The sequence below is a fragment of the Hoeflea sp. AS16 genome (genome assembly GCF_038900095.1).
In the GTDB taxonomy this organism is placed as follows: domain Bacteria; phylum Pseudomonadota; class Alphaproteobacteria; order Rhizobiales; family Rhizobiaceae; genus Hoeflea.
Window position 1 is genome coordinate 149,873 of the sequence record NZ_JBBMQQ010000010.1, and the last position, 19,978, is coordinate 169,850.

Annotated in this window: 12 protein-coding genes; 4 read left to right on the plus strand and 8 right to left on the minus strand. The window is 59.7% G+C overall.

Going from position 1 to position 19,978, the window contains the following annotated elements:
- Nucleotides 1–67: 67 nt before the first annotated feature.
- The gene (locus WNY80_RS19900) at nucleotides 68–1,444 is read right to left on the minus strand and encodes an MATE family efflux transporter (protein WP_342889149.1); all 1,377 of its coding nucleotides are present in this window, start codon (nucleotides 1,442–1,444) and stop codon (nucleotides 68–70) included.
- A gap of 235 nt (nucleotides 1,445–1,679) precedes the next feature.
- Between WNY80_RS19900 and WNY80_RS19905 the strand changes: the two genes are divergently transcribed.
- On the plus strand, nucleotides 1,680–2,993 hold the full coding sequence (locus WNY80_RS19905) for a mechanosensitive ion channel domain-containing protein (protein WP_342889174.1): 1,314 nt from the start codon (nucleotides 1,680–1,682) through the stop codon (nucleotides 2,991–2,993).
- Between the two features lie 128 nt (nucleotides 2,994–3,121).
- Here WNY80_RS19905 and WNY80_RS19910 read toward each other — a convergent pair whose 3' ends face one another.
- The 4 genes from WNY80_RS19910 to WNY80_RS19925 form a co-directional block, all read right to left on the minus strand.
- Complete coding sequence (locus WNY80_RS19910; RefSeq protein WP_342889150.1) at nucleotides 3,122–5,569, minus strand: methyl-accepting chemotaxis protein; 2,448 nt, start codon at nucleotides 5,567–5,569, stop codon at nucleotides 3,122–3,124.
- Nucleotides 5,570–5,652: 83 nt separating this feature from the next.
- Nucleotides 5,653–6,633, minus strand: a complete 981-nt coding sequence (locus WNY80_RS19915) for a 6-bladed beta-propeller (RefSeq protein ID WP_342889151.1) — start codon at nucleotides 6,631–6,633, stop codon at nucleotides 5,653–5,655.
- Nucleotides 6,634–7,084: 451 nt separating this feature from the next.
- Nucleotides 7,085–7,996 carry a neutral zinc metallopeptidase gene (locus tag WNY80_RS19920; RefSeq protein ID WP_342889152.1) on the minus strand — a complete coding sequence of 304 codons (912 nt, stop codon included), beginning with the start codon at nucleotides 7,994–7,996 and terminating at the stop codon, nucleotides 7,085–7,087.
- Nucleotides 7,997–8,052: 56 nt separating this feature from the next.
- Nucleotides 8,053–9,009: a DUF6622 family protein gene (locus WNY80_RS19925; RefSeq protein ID WP_342889153.1), complete on the minus strand. Its 957-nt coding sequence runs from the start codon at nucleotides 9,007–9,009 to the stop codon at nucleotides 8,053–8,055.
- A gap of 137 nt (nucleotides 9,010–9,146) precedes the next feature.
- Between WNY80_RS19925 and WNY80_RS19930 the strand changes: the two genes are divergently transcribed.
- The gene (locus WNY80_RS19930) at nucleotides 9,147–10,028 is read left to right on the plus strand and encodes a LytTR family DNA-binding domain-containing protein (RefSeq protein WP_342889154.1); all 882 of its coding nucleotides are present in this window, start codon (nucleotides 9,147–9,149) and stop codon (nucleotides 10,026–10,028) included.
- 77 nt (nucleotides 10,029–10,105) lie between these two features.
- Nucleotides 10,106–10,474, plus strand: coding sequence for a hypothetical protein (locus WNY80_RS19935; RefSeq protein ID WP_342889155.1), 369 nt, complete (start codon nucleotides 10,106–10,108; stop codon nucleotides 10,472–10,474).
- Nucleotides 10,475–10,543: 69 nt separating this feature from the next.
- Here the strand turns inward: WNY80_RS19935 and WNY80_RS19940 are convergent, their stop codons facing one another.
- Entirely contained in the window at nucleotides 10,544–11,719 is a 1,176-nt protein-coding gene (locus tag WNY80_RS19940; protein WP_342889156.1) for a glycosyltransferase family 87 protein, read from the minus strand.
- A 256-nt stretch (nucleotides 11,720–11,975) separates the two neighbouring features.
- Entirely contained in the window at nucleotides 11,976–13,067 is a 1,092-nt protein-coding gene (locus tag WNY80_RS19945) for a phosphatase PAP2 family protein (RefSeq protein WP_342889157.1), read from the minus strand.
- 545 nt (nucleotides 13,068–13,612) lie between these two features.
- On the opposite strand from WNY80_RS19945, the gene carB reads away from it, so the two are divergent.
- Complete coding sequence (gene carB, locus WNY80_RS19950) at nucleotides 13,613–17,095, plus strand: carbamoyl-phosphate synthase large subunit (protein ID WP_342889158.1); 3,483 nt, start codon at nucleotides 13,613–13,615, stop codon at nucleotides 17,093–17,095.
- Between the two features lie 23 nt (nucleotides 17,096–17,118).
- Here carB and WNY80_RS19955 read toward each other — a convergent pair whose 3' ends face one another.
- A complete protein-coding gene (locus tag WNY80_RS19955; RefSeq protein WP_342889159.1) occupies nucleotides 17,119–19,860 on the minus strand; it encodes a hypothetical protein in 2,742 nt (913 codons plus the stop codon).
- Between the last annotated feature and the right edge of the window lie 118 nt (nucleotides 19,861–19,978).

A 19,978-nucleotide genomic window follows, 5' to 3' on the forward strand; every position in this document is an offset into this window, starting at 1 on the left:
CAGGCGGTGTTGACTGCCCTCATCAGCCTGGCGTCGCCGCATACCCCGGTTCTGGTCTTGCTGTGCCCTACGCCTTGACCACGTCGAGGAACCGGTGCCGGTTGGCAAAGCGAAGGTTGAGCAGCACCGCCGCCACCCCGAGGCCGATCGCCAGCCCGGCCCAGATGCCCGGGCCGCCAAATCCGAGCCCGAAGCCAAGCCCGTAGGCTGCCGACAGGCCGATCGGCCAGTAGCTGATCACCGCCAGGAACATCGGAATGCGGGTGTCCTTGATGCCGCGCAAAAGCCCCGCGGCAATCGCCTGAATGGCATCGACAAGCTGGAAACAGGCCGCCACCAGCAACAGCGGCACCGCAACCGCGAGAAGTTCCACCGCATCCACATTGCTCTCGTCGAGAAACAGGCTGACGAGCGTTTCGGGAATCAGCCAGAACAGGGCACCCGAAGCGAGCGCGATCACCACCGCAAGCGCCATCACCGTGTGCGCCGCCCGCGCCAGCCCGGCTTCGTCGCCACGGCCATAGGCCTGGCCGATGCGCACGGTGGCCGCGTTGGAGAGACCGAGCGGGATCATGAAACTGATCGAGGCAAGCTGGATGGCAATGCCGTGGGCCGCCAGCTGAACCGTGCCGAGCCATCCCATCATCACCGAGGCCGCCAGAAACAGCCCGACCTCTGCCAGAATGGTGAAACCGATCGGCAGGCCGAGCCGGAACACCTCGAAAAACGCCGGCCATTCGGGCCGCCAGAAGCGCTGAAACAGACGGTATTCCCGGTGCCTGGGATGCAGCACCGCCCACCCGGCCATGATCAGGAAGATCACGCTCGAACTGACAACCGAGGCCACCGCGGCGCCACGCACCCCCATTTCCGGGGCGCCAAAATAGCCGAAGATCAGCGCGTAGTTGAGGATGCCGTTGACCACGGTGCCGATCAGCGCCGACCACAACACGATGCCCGCGCGTGACCGCGCCGCAAAGAACGAGCGCAGCGCCATCATCATCAGCCCCGGGAACATGGCCCATTGCGCGATCCGGATATAGTCACTGGCCAGCGCGGCAAGTTCCGGCTTCTGGCCAAGCGCGATCAGCGCTGGCTCCAGGTTCCACAGGACCGGCATGACCACCGCTGCGTAGAGAAGCAGGATCCACATGCCCATGCGCACCGAGCGCCGCACATGGGTGGGATCGTTGCGGCCTTCCGCCTGCGCCGCCAGCGGCAGGATCGCATTGGCAAAGCCGGAGCCGAAGATATAGACGACGAAAAAGGCCTGTGAGCCGAGCACGGTGGACGCCAGTTCCTCGGTGCCGTACCAGCCAAGCATGACCACGTCGGTGGTGGCGATCGCGATCTGGGCGATCTGGGTGCCGACCAGCGGCAGGCCGAGCGCCAGCGTCGCCCAGATGTGCGCCCCCCAGCCTTGCCCGCTTTTCATACCCGTCATTGACACGCCCATTGCAGGCTCCCTTGTTGGAACCGCGCTTATGCCCGCGCTCCAAATACTTGACAAGACACATCCAACGAACGTTGGCCTGAACTGGCAAGCCCGAAAACGCACCGTACAGTTCTTTCCACAAAGACAGCGCCGGAACGCGGCAAATATCCGCGCTTCTCAAGATGGCCGTTCGCTTCCATAATGGGGGATGGAAACCACAGCTGTGTCTGGCCTTTCACAAACCATACTGGCGCTGCTCGATACCGGCAGATCCTATTTCGCCCAGCCGTGGACGTTCTATCAGATTGCCATCATTGCGGCCTGCTACGTCGCCGCCTGGCTGATTTCGCTCAAGCTCGAACCCTGGCTTGAAGAGCGGGCCCGGACGATCAAGGGCAATCCGGGGCTGCTGCGGGTCATCGTCTCGTTCATGCGCCGGATCAACTGGGTGATCTTCCTGCTGTTCCTGGCCATCTCCCGGCAGGCCATTCTCGAGCTGACATGGCCGTCGCGCACCTATCTGCTGGCGCTGACCCTGGCGCTGGGCTCGGCCTGGCTGGCAATCAGGGTGTCGAGCCGGATCATTCACAACAAGACCACCGCCCGGCTGATTTCGCTGGCGATCTTCTCCTACGTGGCGCTCGGCATTCTCGATTTGCGGCCCGAAGCGGCGGCCTTTCTCGACCAGATGGCATTCCAGGTTGGCAACCTGCGCATCTCGATCCTGTTCGTTCTGCGCACGATCCTCGTCACAGCCGGCTTGCTGTGGATCGCCAGCCTGATGGGCAATTTCCTCGACAACCGGATCCACACGGTTGAGGACCTGTCACCATCGTTCAAGGTTCTTGCAGGCAAGGTCGTCAAGATCGGGCTTATCGTGGCTGCCGGAATGATGGCGCTATCGTCGACCGGCATCGACCTGACCGCGTTCACGGTGTTCTCCGGTGCCGTCGGCGTTGGCCTCGGCTTCGGCCTGCAGAAGGTCGTCTCCAACTTCATCTCCGGTGTCATCATACTGGTTGACCGCTCGATCAAGCCCGGAGACACCATTGCGCTGGGCGAAACCTTCGGCTGGATCAGGGAACTGCGCGCCCGCTTTGTCTCGGTGATCACCCGCGACGGGCGCGAATACCTCATTCCAAACGAGGATTTCATCACCCAGCAGGTGGTCAACTGGTCATTCTCCGACAAGCTTGTCCGGCTCGATGTCGAATTCGGCGTGTCTTACGACAGCGATCCGCACGAGGTCACCAGGCTGGCGATCAGCGCCGCCGGCACCATCGACCGGGTGCTGGGCAATCCCTCGCCGGTATGCTGGATGACCGCTTTCGGCGCATCGTCGCTGGATTTCAAACTGCGGTTCTGGATCTCCGATCCGCAGGCCGGGCTGACCAATGTCCGCGGCAAGGTGCTGCTCGCGCTGTGGGACGTGTTCAAGGAGAACGGCGTCAACATTCCCTTCCCCCACCGCGAGATCATCATGCGCACCCCGGTTGAAGTGGTGCGCAGGGATCCACCCGAGGCTCCAGTCGGCCAATCCCCCGAAGGCGAAGCGTAACCGCATCAGAACCAGAACTGGCAACACGCAGCTTCCGGGCCACCGGTAGAGCCGCAACACAAAAAAAGGCCGGGGACCCATGAGGCCCCCGGCAAGTTAAGCTGAAAACGATCCGGATACCGGTGTGATCAGAACTCGGACCATTCCTGCTCGATCGCTGCCGAGCCGTTGGTGGCAAAGCTCTGCCTGACCTTGTTGACCATCGCGTTTGCCGGCGACGGATACGCCTTTGCGGCATAACCGGCAACGGCAGGCGCCGGATTTCTGCGGGCCTCTGTCTCGGCCAGATGGAAGCGCTGTACCAGAGACGTCAGCTGAGTGGTTTCGCCCGACAAGCGGTGCGTCAGCGCCGTGGTTTCTTCAACCATTGCCGCATTCTGCTGGGTCACCTGGTCCATCTGGCTGACCGCCGCGCTGACTTCCTGCAGACCGGTCGCCTGCTCGCGCGATGCGGTGGCGATCGAATTGATGTGCTCATTGATATCGACAACATGGCTGGCAATCGTCGCCAGCGCCTCGCCGGTGGCCTTGACCAATCCGACACCGCTCTCGACCGCGACCGAGGATTTGCCGATCAGTGTCTTGATCTCCTTGGCCGCATTGGCCGAACGCTGGGCCAGTTCGCGCACTTCCTGGGCGACGACGGCAAATCCCCTGCCGGCTTCACCGGCACGTGCCGCCTCGACGCCGGCATTGAGCGCCAGAAGGTTGGTCTGGAAGGCGATCTCGTCGATCACGCCGATGATCTTGGCGATCTCGTCGGACGCCCCCTTGATGCTGCCCATGGCCTCAACCGCATCCGTGACAACCCTGGTTGAGGAATCACTTGCAGTCTTGGCCTCGGCGACCTTCTGGTTCGCTGCCTGGGCACGGTTGGCGGAACTTTCCACCGTCGAGGTGATCTCTGCCAGCGCCGCCGAACTTTCCTCGAGCGCTGCGGCCTGACGTTCGGTGCGGTTCGACAATTCACCGACAGCCGATCGCATCTCTTCCGAATTGGAGTGGATGCCATCGGTGCTGATCTTAACTTCAGACAGGGTCTCGGCCAGTTTCTCGACAGAGGTGTTGAAGTCGACCCGCAGCCGGTCGAGGGTTCCGGTGAACGGTGTTGCGATATTGGCCGTGAGATTGCCATCGGACAATTTCTGCAGCCCCTGGGCCAGAGATTCGATGGCTTCATTGAGGCTCGCGGCTTCGGCGAGCTTCGCCGCTTCGCGCTCTGCGCGTTCCTTTTCGCTCAGGCTGCGGTTTTCTTCCGCTTCCTGTTCCATGCGCTGCTTTTCGACAGCAGCGTCACGGAAGACCAGAACCGACTTGGCCATCTCGCCGATTTCGTCTCCACGGCCCTGATACGGCACATCGACCGTGTTTTCGCCCGCCGCCAGCGTGCGCATGACCTGCGTGATCGACCGTATCGGCGTTGAAAGCGACCTGACCAGCAGAAAACCGATCACAATGGATGAGGCCAGCGCGAACAGCACGAACAGCCCGACCATCCAGAAGGCGTTCGCCGTCGAAGCATCCGCCCGTACGCCGCCATCTGCCTTCCTGGCCTGGGCATCCGCGACGAGTTGGTTTATCTCGCCCTCGAAGTTTTCAATCAGGCCGGCAAAGCTCTGGCGCAGCACTTCCGCCCCGGCAATAGCCTCCAGTGCCTGCTGGTGCGCGGCGACCAGTCCCTGCTCACCGAAAACCAGTTCTGTCCGGCGGGCGCTTGCGTCTTGAAAGCTGACCAGGTTTGGCTTCAGTTCCTCGGGCATGCGCTGGGCGAGCTTCTTGCCCTCGCGATCCAGCGCCTTGCCAAGTCCGGCTGCCTTCTTCGCAGCCCCTTCGAGGATCTCGACGGTCCCCGCCGTCATCGCGCCGGAAACAGCTTCGCCCTGGAGCTGATAAATTGTCTGCAGCGCATAGGCGCCGCGCAACACCGGGTAAACCTCGCCGGTGAGAGTATCGACCTGCTTGCCAAGTTGGCGCACGGATATGTTGCCTGCGGATGCAGCAGCGCGCATCTCATCGCCCTTGCCGTTCATCTCCGCTTCCGACTTTGTTGTCAGTTGGCGAAGTGCGCCCAGCGCTTCGGCATCGACCGCATGCAGCCTGGCTTCGATGTCTGCCTGGGCTTCCTCTGCCGAGACCTCATCGCGAACAGCCAGCAACAGGCTCCGGGCATCGGTGAAAACACCGTCGAGCAAGGCGCCCTTCGACTGCAAAAGCTCCCGCTCGGCCTGGGTATCGGCAAGTTTTGTCAATTCTTCCAGGCTGCCGGGAATGACCGCCAGCGCACTTTCCAGCGCTGCCTCACCCTCGGCAATCGTCTTGGCGCTGGACGATCCCAGCGCAATCGAAATCGCCGCACTCATCTGCTCGGCTGCCGTGCCCATGGCGATGGCGTGCGTCATCATCGGGTCGAGGCGTTCGCTGTTCTCGCGCCGGATCGAATCGACTCCGGAAAGCGAATAGAGTCCGATAACGCCGGAAAAAATGGTGAATAGGCAAAACAGCGTTGCCGCACCGGCGAGCCGGAAACCGATCGACGGCGTCTTGCGAAGGAAAGCGAGGGAGGAGGGAAAGCGCATCAATTACAACCCGATCTTGCATGAGAATCTCATGTGCGCCGCCTCTCGCGACGCACATGATGGCCATTGGCTGGCGATGGTGATTAACCAGCGACCAGCGTGGTCGGATCCTTGGGCTTGAACACCTGGATACGGTTGTTCTTTGTATCCGCAACATAGATGTAGCCGGTTTCGGCATCGACGGTGAGACCGTGCAAATTGCCGAATTCCATCACGCCGGTGCCGGCCTTGCCGAACATGGTGATGAAATCGCCGGTCTTGGAGAACACCTGGACGCGGTCATTGCCGATTTCCGACACATAGACGTTGTCGTTTGCATCGAAGCCGATGCCGGCAGGCGACTTCATCTGGCCTTCGCCGGAACCGGTTTCGCCAAACCCGAACAGGAAGTTGCCGTCCGCATCATAAACCTGGACGCGGTCGTTCTTCAGGTCGGCCACGAACAGCTTGTCTTCGGAGTTGAACTTGGCCGATTCCGGGTTGTTGAGCAGGCCTTCTTCAGCGTTCGGCTCAGTGTCGCCGCCGTCGCCGAAAGCCTTGATGAAGTTGCCGTCGAGATCGAAGATGTTGACGCGATGGTTGCCTGCTTCAGGCATGTAGTACTTGCCGTCACGAATATCGGTGAATTCCGACTTGAAGTTCTGGCCGAGCTCGGAACCGTACTCGCTGAAGGTCTGCAGCCAGGTGTACGAGGCATCGTAGATCTTCACGTCGCCGGTGTCGTAGTCGGCAACAAAGATGCGACCGTCGGGAGCGACAGAAACGCCTTCCGGCTTTGTCAGGTTGGCATCTTCATACCCCTTGCCGCCAAAGCGGGCGACGAATTCACCGGTGGTCTTGTTGAAGACCTGCATGAAGGCATGAGCCGCGTCGGAAACGATGATGTTGCCCTTGCCGTCAAATGCAAAGTCTTCAACATACTTGAACTGGCCTTCGCCTTCGCCTTCAGAACCGATGGTCATGACATGCTCGAACATGTCGTCCGCTGCGAAAGCCGGCAGAGCGAACGCCGTGCTTGCCAGTAGTGCGGAAACGGCGATGCCCCGTGTGAAAAGAGTTTTCATGTATTCTCCTGCAGATGATGCCACCACACGCAGGCGTCAGGTTTGACGCTAGGGCGAATTCCAGGTGACTTTGACGATGAATTTCACATGTGGAGGCCGGATGGTCGGGCCGTCTTCATGACAGCTGGAGATTCCACATTTCGTCTTTTGACTGCGATCTTGGAACAATTCATAAAATACCGGGTACAAGTTTTTTACGTATTTTCTAATTTTCTAATATATCGTTTTATGTAAATATACGAAGGGCTTATGGTTAAAGAATTCGCCCTACCATACCAGATGCGCCGCCATTTCAGGGAATTTCCCGATAGCTTCCCCGGAAGACGCCCAGGCCAGGGATCGCAGCCCGGACCGACCTTTCGGGCTGGTCAGATAACAAAACAGGCCACGCCCGACCGGCGCAGCCCGTTTTATACATGGCCCGGGGTTGCCCCAAGGTCGAATGTTGCGTTTACACCGGGTTGCTGAAGGTATCGCAGGCTTCCAGCCGGCCGCTGTCGAAACCACGGGCGAACCATTCCTTGCGCTGTGCCGAGGTGCCGTGGTTGAAGCTCTCGGGTACCACATAGCCTTGCGTCCGGCGCTGCAGCGTATCGTCGCCGATCTGCTTGGCGGCGTTGAGCGCCTCTTCCAGGTCGCCACGCTCGAGAAGACCCTTCTGCGCGGTGTAGTGGCCCCAGATGCCGGCAAAACAGTCGGCCTGCAATTCGACCCGGATCGACATCTTGTTCTGATCGGTCTGGCTCATCGAGCGGCGCATCTGGTTGAACTTCGGCAACACCCCGATCAGGTTCTGAACATGGTGCCCGACCTCGTGGGCCAGCACATAGGCCTGGGCAAAATCGCCCGACGCCTTGAAGCGCTGCGCCATCTCGTCAAAGAACGTCAGATCGATGTAAACCTTCTGGTCGCCGGGGCAATAAAACGGCCCCGACGCGGAGCTGGCATTGCCGCAGGCGGAATCGACCGCGTTCGAAAACAGCACCAGCTTGGGCTCCGGATAATCCAGTCCCTGCGATTTCATCACGCCGTTCCAAACGTCTTCGGTTTCGGCCAGCACCGTGGCGACGAATTGCGTCATCTCGTCCTGCCGCGCTGGCGTCACCTGCCGTTCGGCTTGGCTTTGTCCGCCCGTCAGTCCACCGGAATTACCGCCAAGCAATTGCAACGGGTCGATGCCGATGAGTTTGAGCCCCAGATAGATTACCCCGATGATCACGATGGTCTTGAAGCTCATGCCCGAACGGCGGATGCCGCCAGACGGGAGCCGGATGCCGCCGCGCCCGAACGGATTGCCGCCACGCGACGACGTTCCGCGCCGGTCCTCGATATTGTCGCTCTGGCGACGGCCTTTCCAATCCATGCTTCAATTCTCCTGACGGCATTAGATGTTGCTTGTATGCGCCGCCAGCAGCAGTTTCAACACTTGGCTTGCCCGGTCAACCGCTGGCGTGCGGCGCCAAGGGGATTGTATCCCGCCTGTGCAAGCGCACGCGCAGCCATCAGCGCAGCACAGAAAGCCGGCAACAGCACGAAAAGTTCCGCCAGCCCCTGCATTTTCAGCATCCCGGGCGCGGTGGCCGCAACGGCGCCGGCCGCAAAGCGGGTGGCAAAGATTCCCAGGATGGCAACCAGCGAAACCAACTCGCCCTTTACCCGGATCCGGTTTCCGGAAAGCCGGACAACCGCGGCGGAGCGCATCGACCACCACCCGGCAAGCAGCCCGGCCAGCACTCCCGCCAGCGCGGCGCTGAGTTGCGTACCGCTGGCCTGGCCGCTTGCGAGGCTGAACATGGAGACCGCGACCAGGACAGCCGGCAGCAGCAGCAACCGCCAGACCGGCATCTCGCGCTCACGCATGCGGCTTGCACCGAGTGCGATCAGCGCCACCAGCAGCGGCCAGACCCAGATCGGGGCGCCACTTGCCACCTGCCCCGCAACCGGCGCGGACACCGGCGCCGCATCACCAGCAGGCGCAGAAGAACCGAACACCACGGCATGCATGATCCGGTCCGGCAGCAGCGTAAACAGGCCGGCAATGCCGATGCCGCCGAAATAGAGCGATTTGACCAGGCGCTTGTGACGGACAAAATTGCGCTGCCGCGCCGAGCGGACAACCTCGACCGCGCTCACCAGCACCACGATCGAAAGAACGTGGATCGGCGAGAAGCCGAAAAACAGGTCGATCTCGTGAATCAAGAACGTCGACAGCGCGGTCAGCACCATCAGCGCGATCCAGACCCGGCCGGCCATCCGGTGAGCGTAAGTGCCTTTCCGCATCATCAGCATGGTACCGCCGATCAGCGCCGCGGGCACGACGGTGAGAACGTGAAACTGGATCGCCGGGCTGGCATTGAGAAGGGGGTCAAGCGTCATGATATCGGTTCCGTTGTTGTGGACCGCTGTTTCCCAAAAATCCGAAAAGCCTGCGGTTCGATTGCCAAACTTGTCCCCATCGGCCATGGTCGCCGCCGATCCTCAACGCCTGATGCGTCTGTAACCCGGAGAACTTCGTGAGCGACACGTTGCTGCAATCCACGCTTCGTGAACTGCGCACGCTGCTGTCCCGGCCCCGGCTCTGGCTGGTGTTTGCGCTGGTGGTTGCACTGTTCGTGCTGACCGGTCCGTTCGGCACCTATGAACGGCTCGCCTTTCCCACGCGGCTTGGCTACTGGCTGGTGCTGCACGCCGCCACCTGGGCCTGCGCGCTTGCCAGCATCTCGTTTTTCGATGCTGCACTGAGCACGCGCACGGCTTCGCGCATGATCCGGATGCTGGTCGGCGCCGCAGTCGCCGCCCTACCGGTGGGACTGGCGATCACCGTGATCAATCTCGCGCTGCTGATGCGGCCGCTCAATCTCGCCATGATCTCGGGCAACATTCTCATCGCGCTGCCGATCTCCATCGCCTTTTCGCTGCTGACCTGGCTCAGCCTCAGCGCTGTGGAAAAATCGGACGCCGCGTTAGAGCCCGGTACCGGCAGCGCAGCCGCGCCGACCCCGCCCGCCCCATCCGCAGGCAATGTGGCGCAGGCGCTGCCCGCCTCCCCGGCCCAGGCTGACCGCCCGGCCCTGCTTGATCGTTTGCCGGTAGCAAAGCGCGGAAGCCTCATCCGGCTCGAGGTGCAGGACCACTATGTGCTGGTTGTCACCACCAGCGGTACCGAATTGCTGCTGATGCGGCTCGGCGACGCCATTGCCGAAACCGGCAGTGATGCCGGCCGGCAGATCCACCGTTCGCACTGGGTATCCGATGCCGGTGTAAAATCCGTCATCCGCGAGGGCGGCAAGAACCCGCGGCTCACCGTGGAAACCGCCGACGGCCAGCTGTTGCCGGTCAGCCGCAGCCATATGCAAGGCGTGCGAACCCGCTGGGGCGACAGGATGAGAAGCTGAACGCTTGATCCCGATCATGGCGCGGGCGATCCGCCTGGGCCAGCATCACCCAAGGACAAACACAGCGAGCACGACCAATGACAATCAGCCGATCTTCAAGCAGAGCAGCATTCATCGGTTTTGCCGGTGCCCGCACCCTCATGCTCGCGGCCCTGCTCCTGCCGATGGCGCCAACCAATGCCCTGGCAGACACCGCGGCCGTCAAGCGTGGTCAGAAGGTGGTCGATGAATGGTGCCGCGACTGCCATGTCCGCGAAGGCCAGAAACTCACCGCCGACATGGCGCCGCCTTACTCGGCAATTGTTGCGATTGAAGGCCGCGACCGCGCCTGGTTCGAAGCCTTCCTCGAAGCCGACCACTTTCCCATGACCACCTTCCGCCTGTTCGATCACGAGAAGGCCGACGTGGTGGAATGGCTACTGGACTTGCAGAAAAAGCAGAAATAGCACGGCCGTACAAACCGGCCTGGCAGCCGCGTCATTGACGCGCTTGCGGTCTCTGCACAGCCTGAAGGTTCAGGTCGAAGGGCTTGCGGATTGCCGGGTCCGGAATTCAAACAGCAACAGGCCCAATCCGATGCTCAGGAGTATCGGCGTCACCGACAGTCCGAGGTTCGCGGCCAGCGACCATTGCAGCAACGGCAACATCGCAATCAGGTAGAAAAGCAATTGCTGCGGCCCCATGGACGACGTAGGCCGCCGCAGCCGCCAGGCCCACAAGGCGGCCAGCGCCGATAGCGCGCCAAGATCATAGGACAGCGAATAGGGCGTGATCAGCAGGCTGGCGATGACAAGGCAGAGCGAGCGCGCGTCCTTGTCCGGCGCGAGAAAAAGACTGAGGCCATAGGCGGCCAGCACGACAATTGCGAAACCGATGTGAATGGGCAGAGCCACGGCCGCATCCACTCCCTCCAGACGCAGCGCCCCGTAGAGAGAAAGCAACAGTTGCAGGAAGCTGCCTCCGAGTTCGCGCATGACAAAGGCCTGATACGGGATGGTCTCGGTGATGTATCCCGTCCAGGCCTCAATCCCGAACACAAGTGACGAGATCAGCACAAGTGCTGCAGCCGTCATACTGGCGCTGAGGATCACAATCCAGCGGCGTTCGTAAAGCAGCAGCAGCGGCAGCAACAGCCCCAGTTGCGGCTTGATCGTCAGAAGCCCGATGGCAAGCCCCGCCAGCCAGGGACGGCTGTCTCGCAGGCCGAGCCCGTAAAGCATCAGCGCTCCGATCAGGAACCCGTTCTGGGCGTAGATGATGTTGGCGCAGATGAATGGAACGAGGAATAGCGCCACATTTGCCTCGACCCGCCCGGCAACGACCGATACCGCATGCAGATAGACGATCAATGTGACCACCAGAAACACCGCAAGCGACAGGCTGTAGGGCATCAGCCCCAGCGGCCACATCAACAAAAGGTAGCTTGGCGGGTAACTCCAGCTGCGCCAGGGCGCATCCGGACCGAACACCGCCTGCATCTGGGCAAAATACACCTCGTGCCCGCGAAACAGGTCCAGCACATCGCCGCTGAGTATCAGCCGGGACGCAATCCAGTAGTTTGCGAAATCACGGTCCGTGGAGATGATCCAGTCCCCCCCGGACGGGCCGAGCCAATTGAGCAGCAGCGCCGCAAGGACAACACAACCGGCACCGGCGCCGACAAGCAAAAGCGGAGCGTTGCGCGTAAGCACTGGTCTGACCGGATTGTTGCCCAACGTTGCTTCATCCCCGAATCATCCCGTGTCCGGCAGCAAGCCTAGCCACTCGGTGACAAAGGCAAAAGCTCGTTTCGAGACTTCGCCAGCGGCAACACGCCAACAAGCCTCGATTGCCATGAACGCGAGGGCAAGCCCCTCACCCATCGAAATGGCCAACGCTACCCGATGAGCGGCAGCATCGAAGGCCGCGACCGTAAAAGGCCGGCTCGGCCGGCAGGAACATGCCGGTTCAGACCGTCGCAGTAAATGGAGGGGTGTAGGTTTTGTCCGTCCGGGTATCGGCGGCCTGCCGTCGGAACAGCTTTGCCGACAGGTAATAGGCCAGCGTAACGACGATGATCGAGACATAGCCGTCGACCGCGTAGTGCCAGCCAAGATAGACCGAGCTCGCCTGCACGAAACCGACATAGGCAAACGCCAGGATCCCGAGCCGCCGCGAATAGCTGGTCAGGAAGCAGGCATTCATGGTGATCAGCCCGACATGGACACTCGGGAACGCAGAGATGCCGCCGCCTATACCCGGCTGGCGCAGCTTGTAGAGCTCCCACAGGTGATCCTGAAACATGGCAGCGGAGTTGACCCAGTCGCTTTGCCCCAGGAATGCCAGCATCCCGGCGAAGCGGGCGTCATCGCCCGTCACACCGCCGTAGAAAGCCGGCCCGGCAGACAGAAAGAGACCTGCCAGCAGATTGCCGAGAACGATCCAGACGAACAGGAACATGGTCAGGTACTGCGCCCGCACCCTGTCGGCGCGCGGCGATGTCGCCACAAAGAACAGCGAGCCGAAACAGACGAGATGCCACAACACGTTGTAATTCACCTCAACGATGGTCCGCACCATCGGCTGCTGGGCAAACGCGTAGAGATAACGCCAGGGCGCGATGCCGAAATGCAGGAACTCGTCCAGGTCCGCCAGATAGCGGTCATAGGGGAAACCGCCCTGAATGTTGGCAAAGGATATCTTGATCGAGGTGAAGGTACCCTGAAACAAGGTGACCCCGACCATCAGCATCAGGCCCGATGCCAGCGCGGCAATGCGGGCACTGGAGTACGTCCGCTTGAACGCCAGCATCCGCCGGCTGTTGAAGCGAAACACGATGCGCGCCGCATCAAGCATGATCGCGGTTGCAGGCATCCAGCACAGAAACACCACGAACGAAGGTTCGATATAATCCGCATGCGCCGTCCGACCCAATTGGCCGAACTCAAAAAGATAAACGAGACCGACCGCGGTATAGCCAATGACCACGGCGTAAAACCAGCTATCTTCACGCAGCCGACGCCAGACACCTGCACTGAAACTCTTCAGCATGGCAATCATCGGAGATTCTTAACTTTACATACAATAGGTTGTGCATGGAAATTGCTACACCAGATTTAAAAAAGTGTTACGGAAGTGGAAATTCCGAGGTCCGGCCGGACCGGATGCGGCAAACCGTCAGCTCAGGATCAGGGTGGCAGACAACCCTAAGGAAAGCCGGTTTTGCGAACCTCTTCCCCTGACGCCGGAAAAGCGATGGTGCGCATTTGGGTTGGCTCCACGGACCGTGGAAACGGGCAAGGCGGAAATGTCCGGGAACGTCCCGCATCACCGAATCTGCAGGCCGATCGTGCGCCGGTGATTTGCGCGCGCTGTCTTGTTTTCGGTCAGCCATCCAAACCTCGCCGTTTGATGCGCTCATTGCACCGGGCATGCGTCCCGAAGAGAACACTTTCCCCCAAACAATCCCGCTTTTGGGGTTTCGCGTTGCGCAACATTTCCCTATAAGCCGCGTCTAGCCTCAGATTTTGCGCATGGCCTCTCCCGACCGGTGGTATCCGACGGGGAATTTTTTGCGCGAAGCCCGCACAACAGGGACCCGGACCATGCCAAAACGTACCGATATCAAGTCGATTCTCATCATTGGCGCCGGGCCGATTGTCATCGGTCAGGCCTGCGAATTCGACTATTCCGGCACGCAGGCCGTCAAGGCGCTGAAGGAAGAGGGCTACCGGGTCATCCTGGTCAACTCCAACCCGGCCACCATCATGACCGATCCGGGCCTTGCCGACGCGACCTATATCGAGCCGATCACCCCGGAAGTCGTGGCCAAGATCATCGCCCGCGAGCGCCCCGACGCGCTGCTGCCGACCATGGGCGGCCAGACCGCGCTCAACACCGCACTCTCGCTCAAGCGCATGGGCGTGCTCGAGCGCTACAATGTCGAGATGATCGGCGCCAAGCCGGCTGCCATCGACATGGCCGAGGACCGGGCCCTGTTCCGCGAGGCAATGGCCCGCATCGGGCTTGAGACACCGCGCTCGTTTCTCGCCAACGCCACCGAGATCAAGGACACCGACCGCAAGCTGCACGAGACCGAACGGGCCGAACTGCGCGCCAGGCTGACAGGCGACGAACTCGACACCGCGCTCGACGCGCTGGAAAACACCTGGAACCTCGGCGAGTCCGACCGCAAGCAGCGCTACATGAGCCATGCCATGGCCCAGGCTGCCCAGGCGCTGGATCTGATCGGCCTGCCCGCCATCATCCGCCCCTCCTTCACCATGGGCGGCACCGGCGGCGGCATTGCCTACAACCGCTCGGAATTCTTCGACATCATCGAGCGCGGCCTCGATGCCTCGCCGACCACCGAAGTGCTGATCGAGGAATCGGTGCTCGGCTGGAAGGAATACGAGATGGAGGTGGTGCGCGACACCGCCGACAACTGCATCATCATCTGCTCGATCGAGAACATCGACCCGATGGGCGTGCACACCGGTGACAGTATCACCGTGGCCCCGGCGCTGACCTTGACCGACAAGGAATACCAGATCATGCGCAACGCCTCGATCGCGGTGCTGCGCGAGATCGGCGTCGAGACCGGCGGCTCCAACGTCCAGTTCGCCGTCAACCCGGCCGATGGCCGGCTGGTGGTGATCGAGATGAACCCGCGTGTTTCGCGCTCCTCGGCGCTGGCCTCAAAAGCCACTGGCTTCCCGATCGCCAAGGTCGCGGCCAAGCTCGCCGTCGGCTACACGCTCGACGAGCTGGAAAACGACATTACCCATGGCGCCACGCCGGCTTCGTTCGAGCCGTCGATCGATTATGTCGTCACCAAGATCCCGCGTTTCGCCTTCGAGAAATTCCCCGGCGCCGAGCCACTCTTGACCACCGCGATGAAATCGGTCGGTGAAGTCATGGCAATCGGCCGCACATTTGCAGAAAGCCTGCAGAAGGCGCTGCGCGGTCTTGAAACCGGGCTTACCGGTCTCGACGAGATCGAAATCCCCGGTCTTGGCGAAGGCGACGATGAAAACGCCATCAAGGCCGCCATCGGCACCCCGACACCGGACCGGCTCAGGATGGTGGCACAGGCCCTGCGACTTGGCATGAGCGCCGAAGAAGTACATTCGATCTGCAGGATCGACCCGTGGTTCCTGGCCCAGATCGAGGAAATCCTCGCCATGGAAGCCCGCATCCGCGAGCACGGCCTGCCGACCGACGCCGAAAACCTGCGGCTGATCAAATCGATGGGCTTTTCCGATGCGCGGCTCGGTTCGCTCACCGGCAAGCACGGTCATGAAGTCGCCAAGCTGCGCCGCGACATGGGCGTGCGCCCGGTCTACAAGCGCATCGACACATGCGCCGCCGAATTCGCCTCGCCGACCGCCTACATGTATTCAAGCTACGAAACCCAGTTTGCAGGCAGGCTCGCCTGCGAGGCGCGGGTTTCCGACCGCACCAAGGTGGTCATCCTCGGCGGCGGCCCCAACCGCATCGGCCAGGGCATCGAGTTCGACTATTGCTGCTGCCACGCCGCCTTCGCGCTGAAGGATGCCGGCTATGAGGCGATCATGGTCAACTGCAACCCTGAAACCGTGTCGACCGACTACGACACTTCCGACCGGCTCTATTTCGATCCGCTGACCGACGAGGACGTGCTCGAAATCCTGACCAAGGAACAGGAAGCCGGCAAGCTCCTGGGCGTCATCGTCCAGCTTGGCGGCCAGACCCCGCTGAAGCTCGCAGAAGCCCTGGAAAAGGCCGGCATCCCGATCCTGGGCACCGCGCCCGACATGATCGACCTGGCCGAGGACCGCGACCGCTTCCAGAAGCTGTTGCACAAGCTCGACCTGATCCAGCCCAACAACGGCATCGCCTATTCCGTCGAACAGGCACGGCTGGTCGCCACCGACATCGGCTTCCCGCTGGTCGTGCGCCCGTCCTACGTGCTTGGCGGCCGCGCCATGCAGATCATCCGCGACGAGGCCAACCTGTCCAACTACCTGCTCGGCACCGTGCCTGAACTGGTGCCCGAGGACATCAAGGCGCGCTATCCCAACGACAAGACCGGCCAGATCAACACCCTGCTCGGTACCAATCCGCTGCTGTTTGACACCTACCTGACCAACGCCATCGAGGTTGATGTCGATTGCATCTGCGACGGCACCGACGTCAATGTCACCGGCATCATGGAGCACATCGAGGAAGCCGGCATTCATTCGGGCGATTCCGCCTGCTCGTTGCCGGTCCACACGCTGTCGCCCGAAATGGTCGACCGGCTAGAGGTGCAAACCATTGCGCTGGCCAAGGCACTCAATGTCGGCGGATTGATGAACGTGCAATACGCCATCAAGGACGACGTCATCTACGTGCTCGAGGTCAATCCGCGCGCCTCGCGCACGGTGCCGTTCGTGGCCAAGACCGTCGGCTCGCCAATCGCCAAGGTGGCAACACGGGTGATGGCTGGCGAGAGCCTTGCCGAGGCCTTCGCGGCTTACGGCGCTGTGCCCAACCATCGCACCTTGACCCATATCGCGGTCAAGGAAGCCGTGTTCCCATTCGCAAAGTTCCCCGGCGTCGACACGCTGCTCGGTCCGGAAATGCGCTCGACCGGCGAGGTCATGGGGCTCGACCGCGACTACGCGCTGGCCTTCGCCAAGGCGCAGCTCGGCGCCGGCGTCGACCTGCCGCGCTCGGGCCGGGTGTTTGTCTCCGTCCGCGACGAGGACAAGCCGCGCGTGCTTGAAGCCATCCGCATCCTGGTCGGCAACGGCTTCAAGGTGATGGCGACATCCGGCACCGCCGATTATCTCGGCCAGCAGGGTCTCGAGGTCGAGCACGTCAACAAGGTGCTCGAAGGCCGCCCGCACATCGAGGACGCGATCCGCAACCGTCAGGTCCAGCTGGTGATCAACACCACCGAGGGCGCCAAGACCATCTCGGATTCAAAATCGCTGCGCCGCGCCGCCCTGATGCAGAAAGTGCCCTACTTCACCACCATGGCCGGCAGCCTGTCGGCCGCCCAGGCCATCGCCGCACTGAAGGCCGGCAACCTCGAAGTCCACCCGCTGCAGAGCTATTTCTGAGGCGGGTTGAGGGGAGTTGGGCATTAACTTCCAAGCAGAGTGAGCACACCAACAAGAATGGTAGCTAGGGCAAAGCCGAGAATTTTCTGCATATGAAACAAGGCTTCTGCAAACGAATTCTGGTGCTCAATCAGTTTGTGGCACTCTTTGAATTCGATCAGTGGAAATGTGTTTTCTACGGAATACCATAGCTTGGCCTGAAATCCGGCAAGTTCCGGGGCCCTGCTGACCCGCGCCACCAACACCCCTGCCATCACGAGGCCACCAAACCACCAAAGGACCCTGACCGGTTTGTAACCATGGCCTATCACAAGGTTTGATGCGAAGAGCAGAATTTTCTCGGACACCGGCGTCGTATCCGCGCGTCGCCGATATTCGTAGCGAGCATGGCGGACATAATGAGCAGAGTTCTCGGCTCCAGAATTCTCCAATGCGTCGGCGAGTTGCTTGTAGGGCTGTGGATCATAGCGCTTGTCATGATCTCTTTGCGAATTCTCGATCCACTCCACTAGTAAGCGTGGATCTGCATCGGCCATATTGGTGCTATCCCCTTCCATTTCAGCATACAAACCGCCAAGTCGATCATAGCGTAATCCCGTCAGATCCGTATTGACCCAACTGCCATCTTCGCGCTGCCATGCATGCAATTCTGCCTGCAACGCCTGCACTCTTGTATTCCGGAATATGAGATCCGCCTCATCACCCCATGTCGGTCGTCCGTGGGCCTCGGCTGGAGATGATATCAGAATTTCGTCGCCGACACTTGCGTCAGTAAGATCGATAGTACCGTCAAATCGACTTGCACCAAATTGCAAGTGGCTGCCAATCCGGCTGGATATCAGGTTGATACGTTTCATAAAGTGAGAGTTTCCACGCAGGAAAAAACTCTGTCCCACGTTGACACCATCGGCGATGATCTCACCTTCAAAAATTGAACCGCTAGCTGTTAGATTTCCACCAATTCTCGAATTACGCAGATTGATATTCTTTCTGAACTTTGCTCCAGCGCGCAAAAAAAGGTTGCTCCCCAAATTTGCGTAGTTACCAACAAATTCATCTTCGAAAGTCGAACCGTCAGCTTCCAAATTGACATCGATTTTAGCATAGCCAAAATTGACCCTGCCCTTGAAAATCGCGCCGCCGCGAAGAAATACACTGCGACCAACATCCAAGGCATCGCAATCAAACTCACCTTCGAAAGTCGAACCCGTAGCTTCCAGATTGACCCCAATCCGTGCCCTGCCGAAGTTAACCCTGTCCTTGAAAGTTGCGCCGCCGCGAAGAAATACACCGCCATGGACTCTTAAAGCATCGGCACTAAATTCACCTTCGAAAGTCGACCCTGTTGCATCCAAATTGATATCAATCGTAGCATTTCCGAAGTTAACCCTATCCTTGAAAGTTGCGCCGTTGCGGAGAAATACACTGCCATGGACTCTTAAAGCATCGCCATTAAACTCACCTTCAAAAGTCGACCCAGTCGCTTCCAAATTGACGTCAACCTCAGCATTGCCAAAGTTGACCCTGCCTTTGAAGGTTGTGCCGCCGCGAAGAAATACACTGCCCTGTACTTTTAGAGTGTCGCCTTTTAGTTCACCTTCGAATGTCGATCCAATAGCATCCAGAATACCACCAATTTTGGCACCCCTTAGGATGACGGCACTTTTGAACACCGCGCCTCCACGCAGAAAAAGACTGCCGTCAACACTCAAGCCGTTACCATTAAACTCATCTTCAAACCTCGATCCATCAGCTTCTAGATTCAAACCAATATTCGCATTGATCAAATTGATCTTGTCCTTAAATGTCGCACCACCACGCAGAAAAAGACTGCCCCCAACATCCATGGCACCGCCATCAAGCGTACCTTCGAATCTAGATCCGTCAGCTTCCAAATTGCCGTCAATTTTAGCCCCCCTTAGGAGGACGGTGTTTTTAAAGACCCCGCCACCACGCAGAAAAAGACTGCCCCCAACACTCAAGCCGTTACCTTTAAACTCATCTTCGAACCTCGATCCATCAGCTTCTAGATTCAAACCAATATTCGCATTGATCAAATTGATCTTATCCTTAAATGTCGCACCACCACGCAGAAAAAGACTGCCCCCAACATTCAAGCCGTTACCATTAATCTCATTTTCGAAAGTCGATCCGGTCGCTTCCAAATTACTACCAATATGGGCCCTACCCAGGTCGACCTTACCAATGAACTTCGCACCACCGCGAAGGAAGAGATAATCCTCGACATTCAAATTATCGCCATTAAAGGCGCCTTCAATTCTTGAACCACTCAATCCAAAACTGCGATTAAATCTCGCGGATTGCGCATTGATACCATCCAGAAAATGCACATTATTGAAGAAAACAGCCGGATGTATCTTGCGATAGCTAAGATTCAGTTGGCTTGTTATCTGAGCGCAACTGATGGAGAATCTTGGGCGCACCATATAAGCGCCAGAAGCAAGAGCGCCGAGGATGCGCTCCAGAAACTCGCCTCCGACTTTCCTGTGTTCGGGCACCTCCCCTTCAATCTCAGCTGGGTTGCAAGGCAAATCCTCACTATCCCACCAGCTCAGGTCGATGTTGATCACATGCTCATCGCAGATCTGGGCCGAGATGAACTGCTCAGCCTCAGTTTCGACCATCAGTCCTGGTAAAAATGATTTGCAGTCCAGGACCGCACCTTCTTGAGCCGCTGCTGGAGACAAAAATAGCGAAGCGGTTGCCAATGACATGAGAAAGAAGAATGCAAATACTCGATTCATGTGTGATCCCCCCACGATTCATGAAATAGAATCGAAGGAAATCACGCAAGCTGAAATTGTACTCACACGAATATTCGCCTTTTCGAATGATCAACACCAACACCAATACATGTCACTG

Bases quoted from the DNA above. Each gene is read 5' to 3' on its own strand.
- WNY80_RS19920 (WP_342889152.1), bottom strand. From the start codon at position 7,996: ATGGATTGGAAAGGCCGTCGCCAGAGCGACAATATCGAGGACCGGCGC.
- WNY80_RS19900 (WP_342889149.1), bottom strand. From the start codon at position 1,444: ATGACGGGTATGAAAAGCGGGCAAGGCTGGGGGGCGCACATCTGGGCG.
- WNY80_RS19935 (WP_342889155.1), top strand. From the start codon at position 10,106: ATGACAATCAGCCGATCTTCAAGCAGAGCAGCATTCATCGGTTTTGCC.
- WNY80_RS19910 (WP_342889150.1), bottom strand. From the start codon at position 5,569: ATGCGCTTTCCCTCCTCCCTCGCTTTCCTTCGCAAGACGCCGTCGATC.
- WNY80_RS19915 (WP_342889151.1), bottom strand. From the start codon at position 6,633: ATGAAAACTCTTTTCACACGGGGCATCGCCGTTTCCGCACTACTGGCA.
- WNY80_RS19925 (WP_342889153.1), bottom strand. From the start codon at position 9,009: ATGACGCTTGACCCCCTTCTCAATGCCAGCCCGGCGATCCAGTTTCAC.
- WNY80_RS19955 (WP_342889159.1), bottom strand. From the start codon at position 19,860: ATGAATCGAGTATTTGCATTCTTCTTTCTCATGTCATTGGCAACCGCT.
- carB (WP_342889158.1), top strand. From the start codon at position 13,613: ATGCCAAAACGTACCGATATCAAGTCGATTCTCATCATTGGCGCCGGG.
- WNY80_RS19945 (WP_342889157.1), bottom strand. From the start codon at position 13,067: ATGATTGCCATGCTGAAGAGTTTCAGTGCAGGTGTCTGGCGTCGGCTG.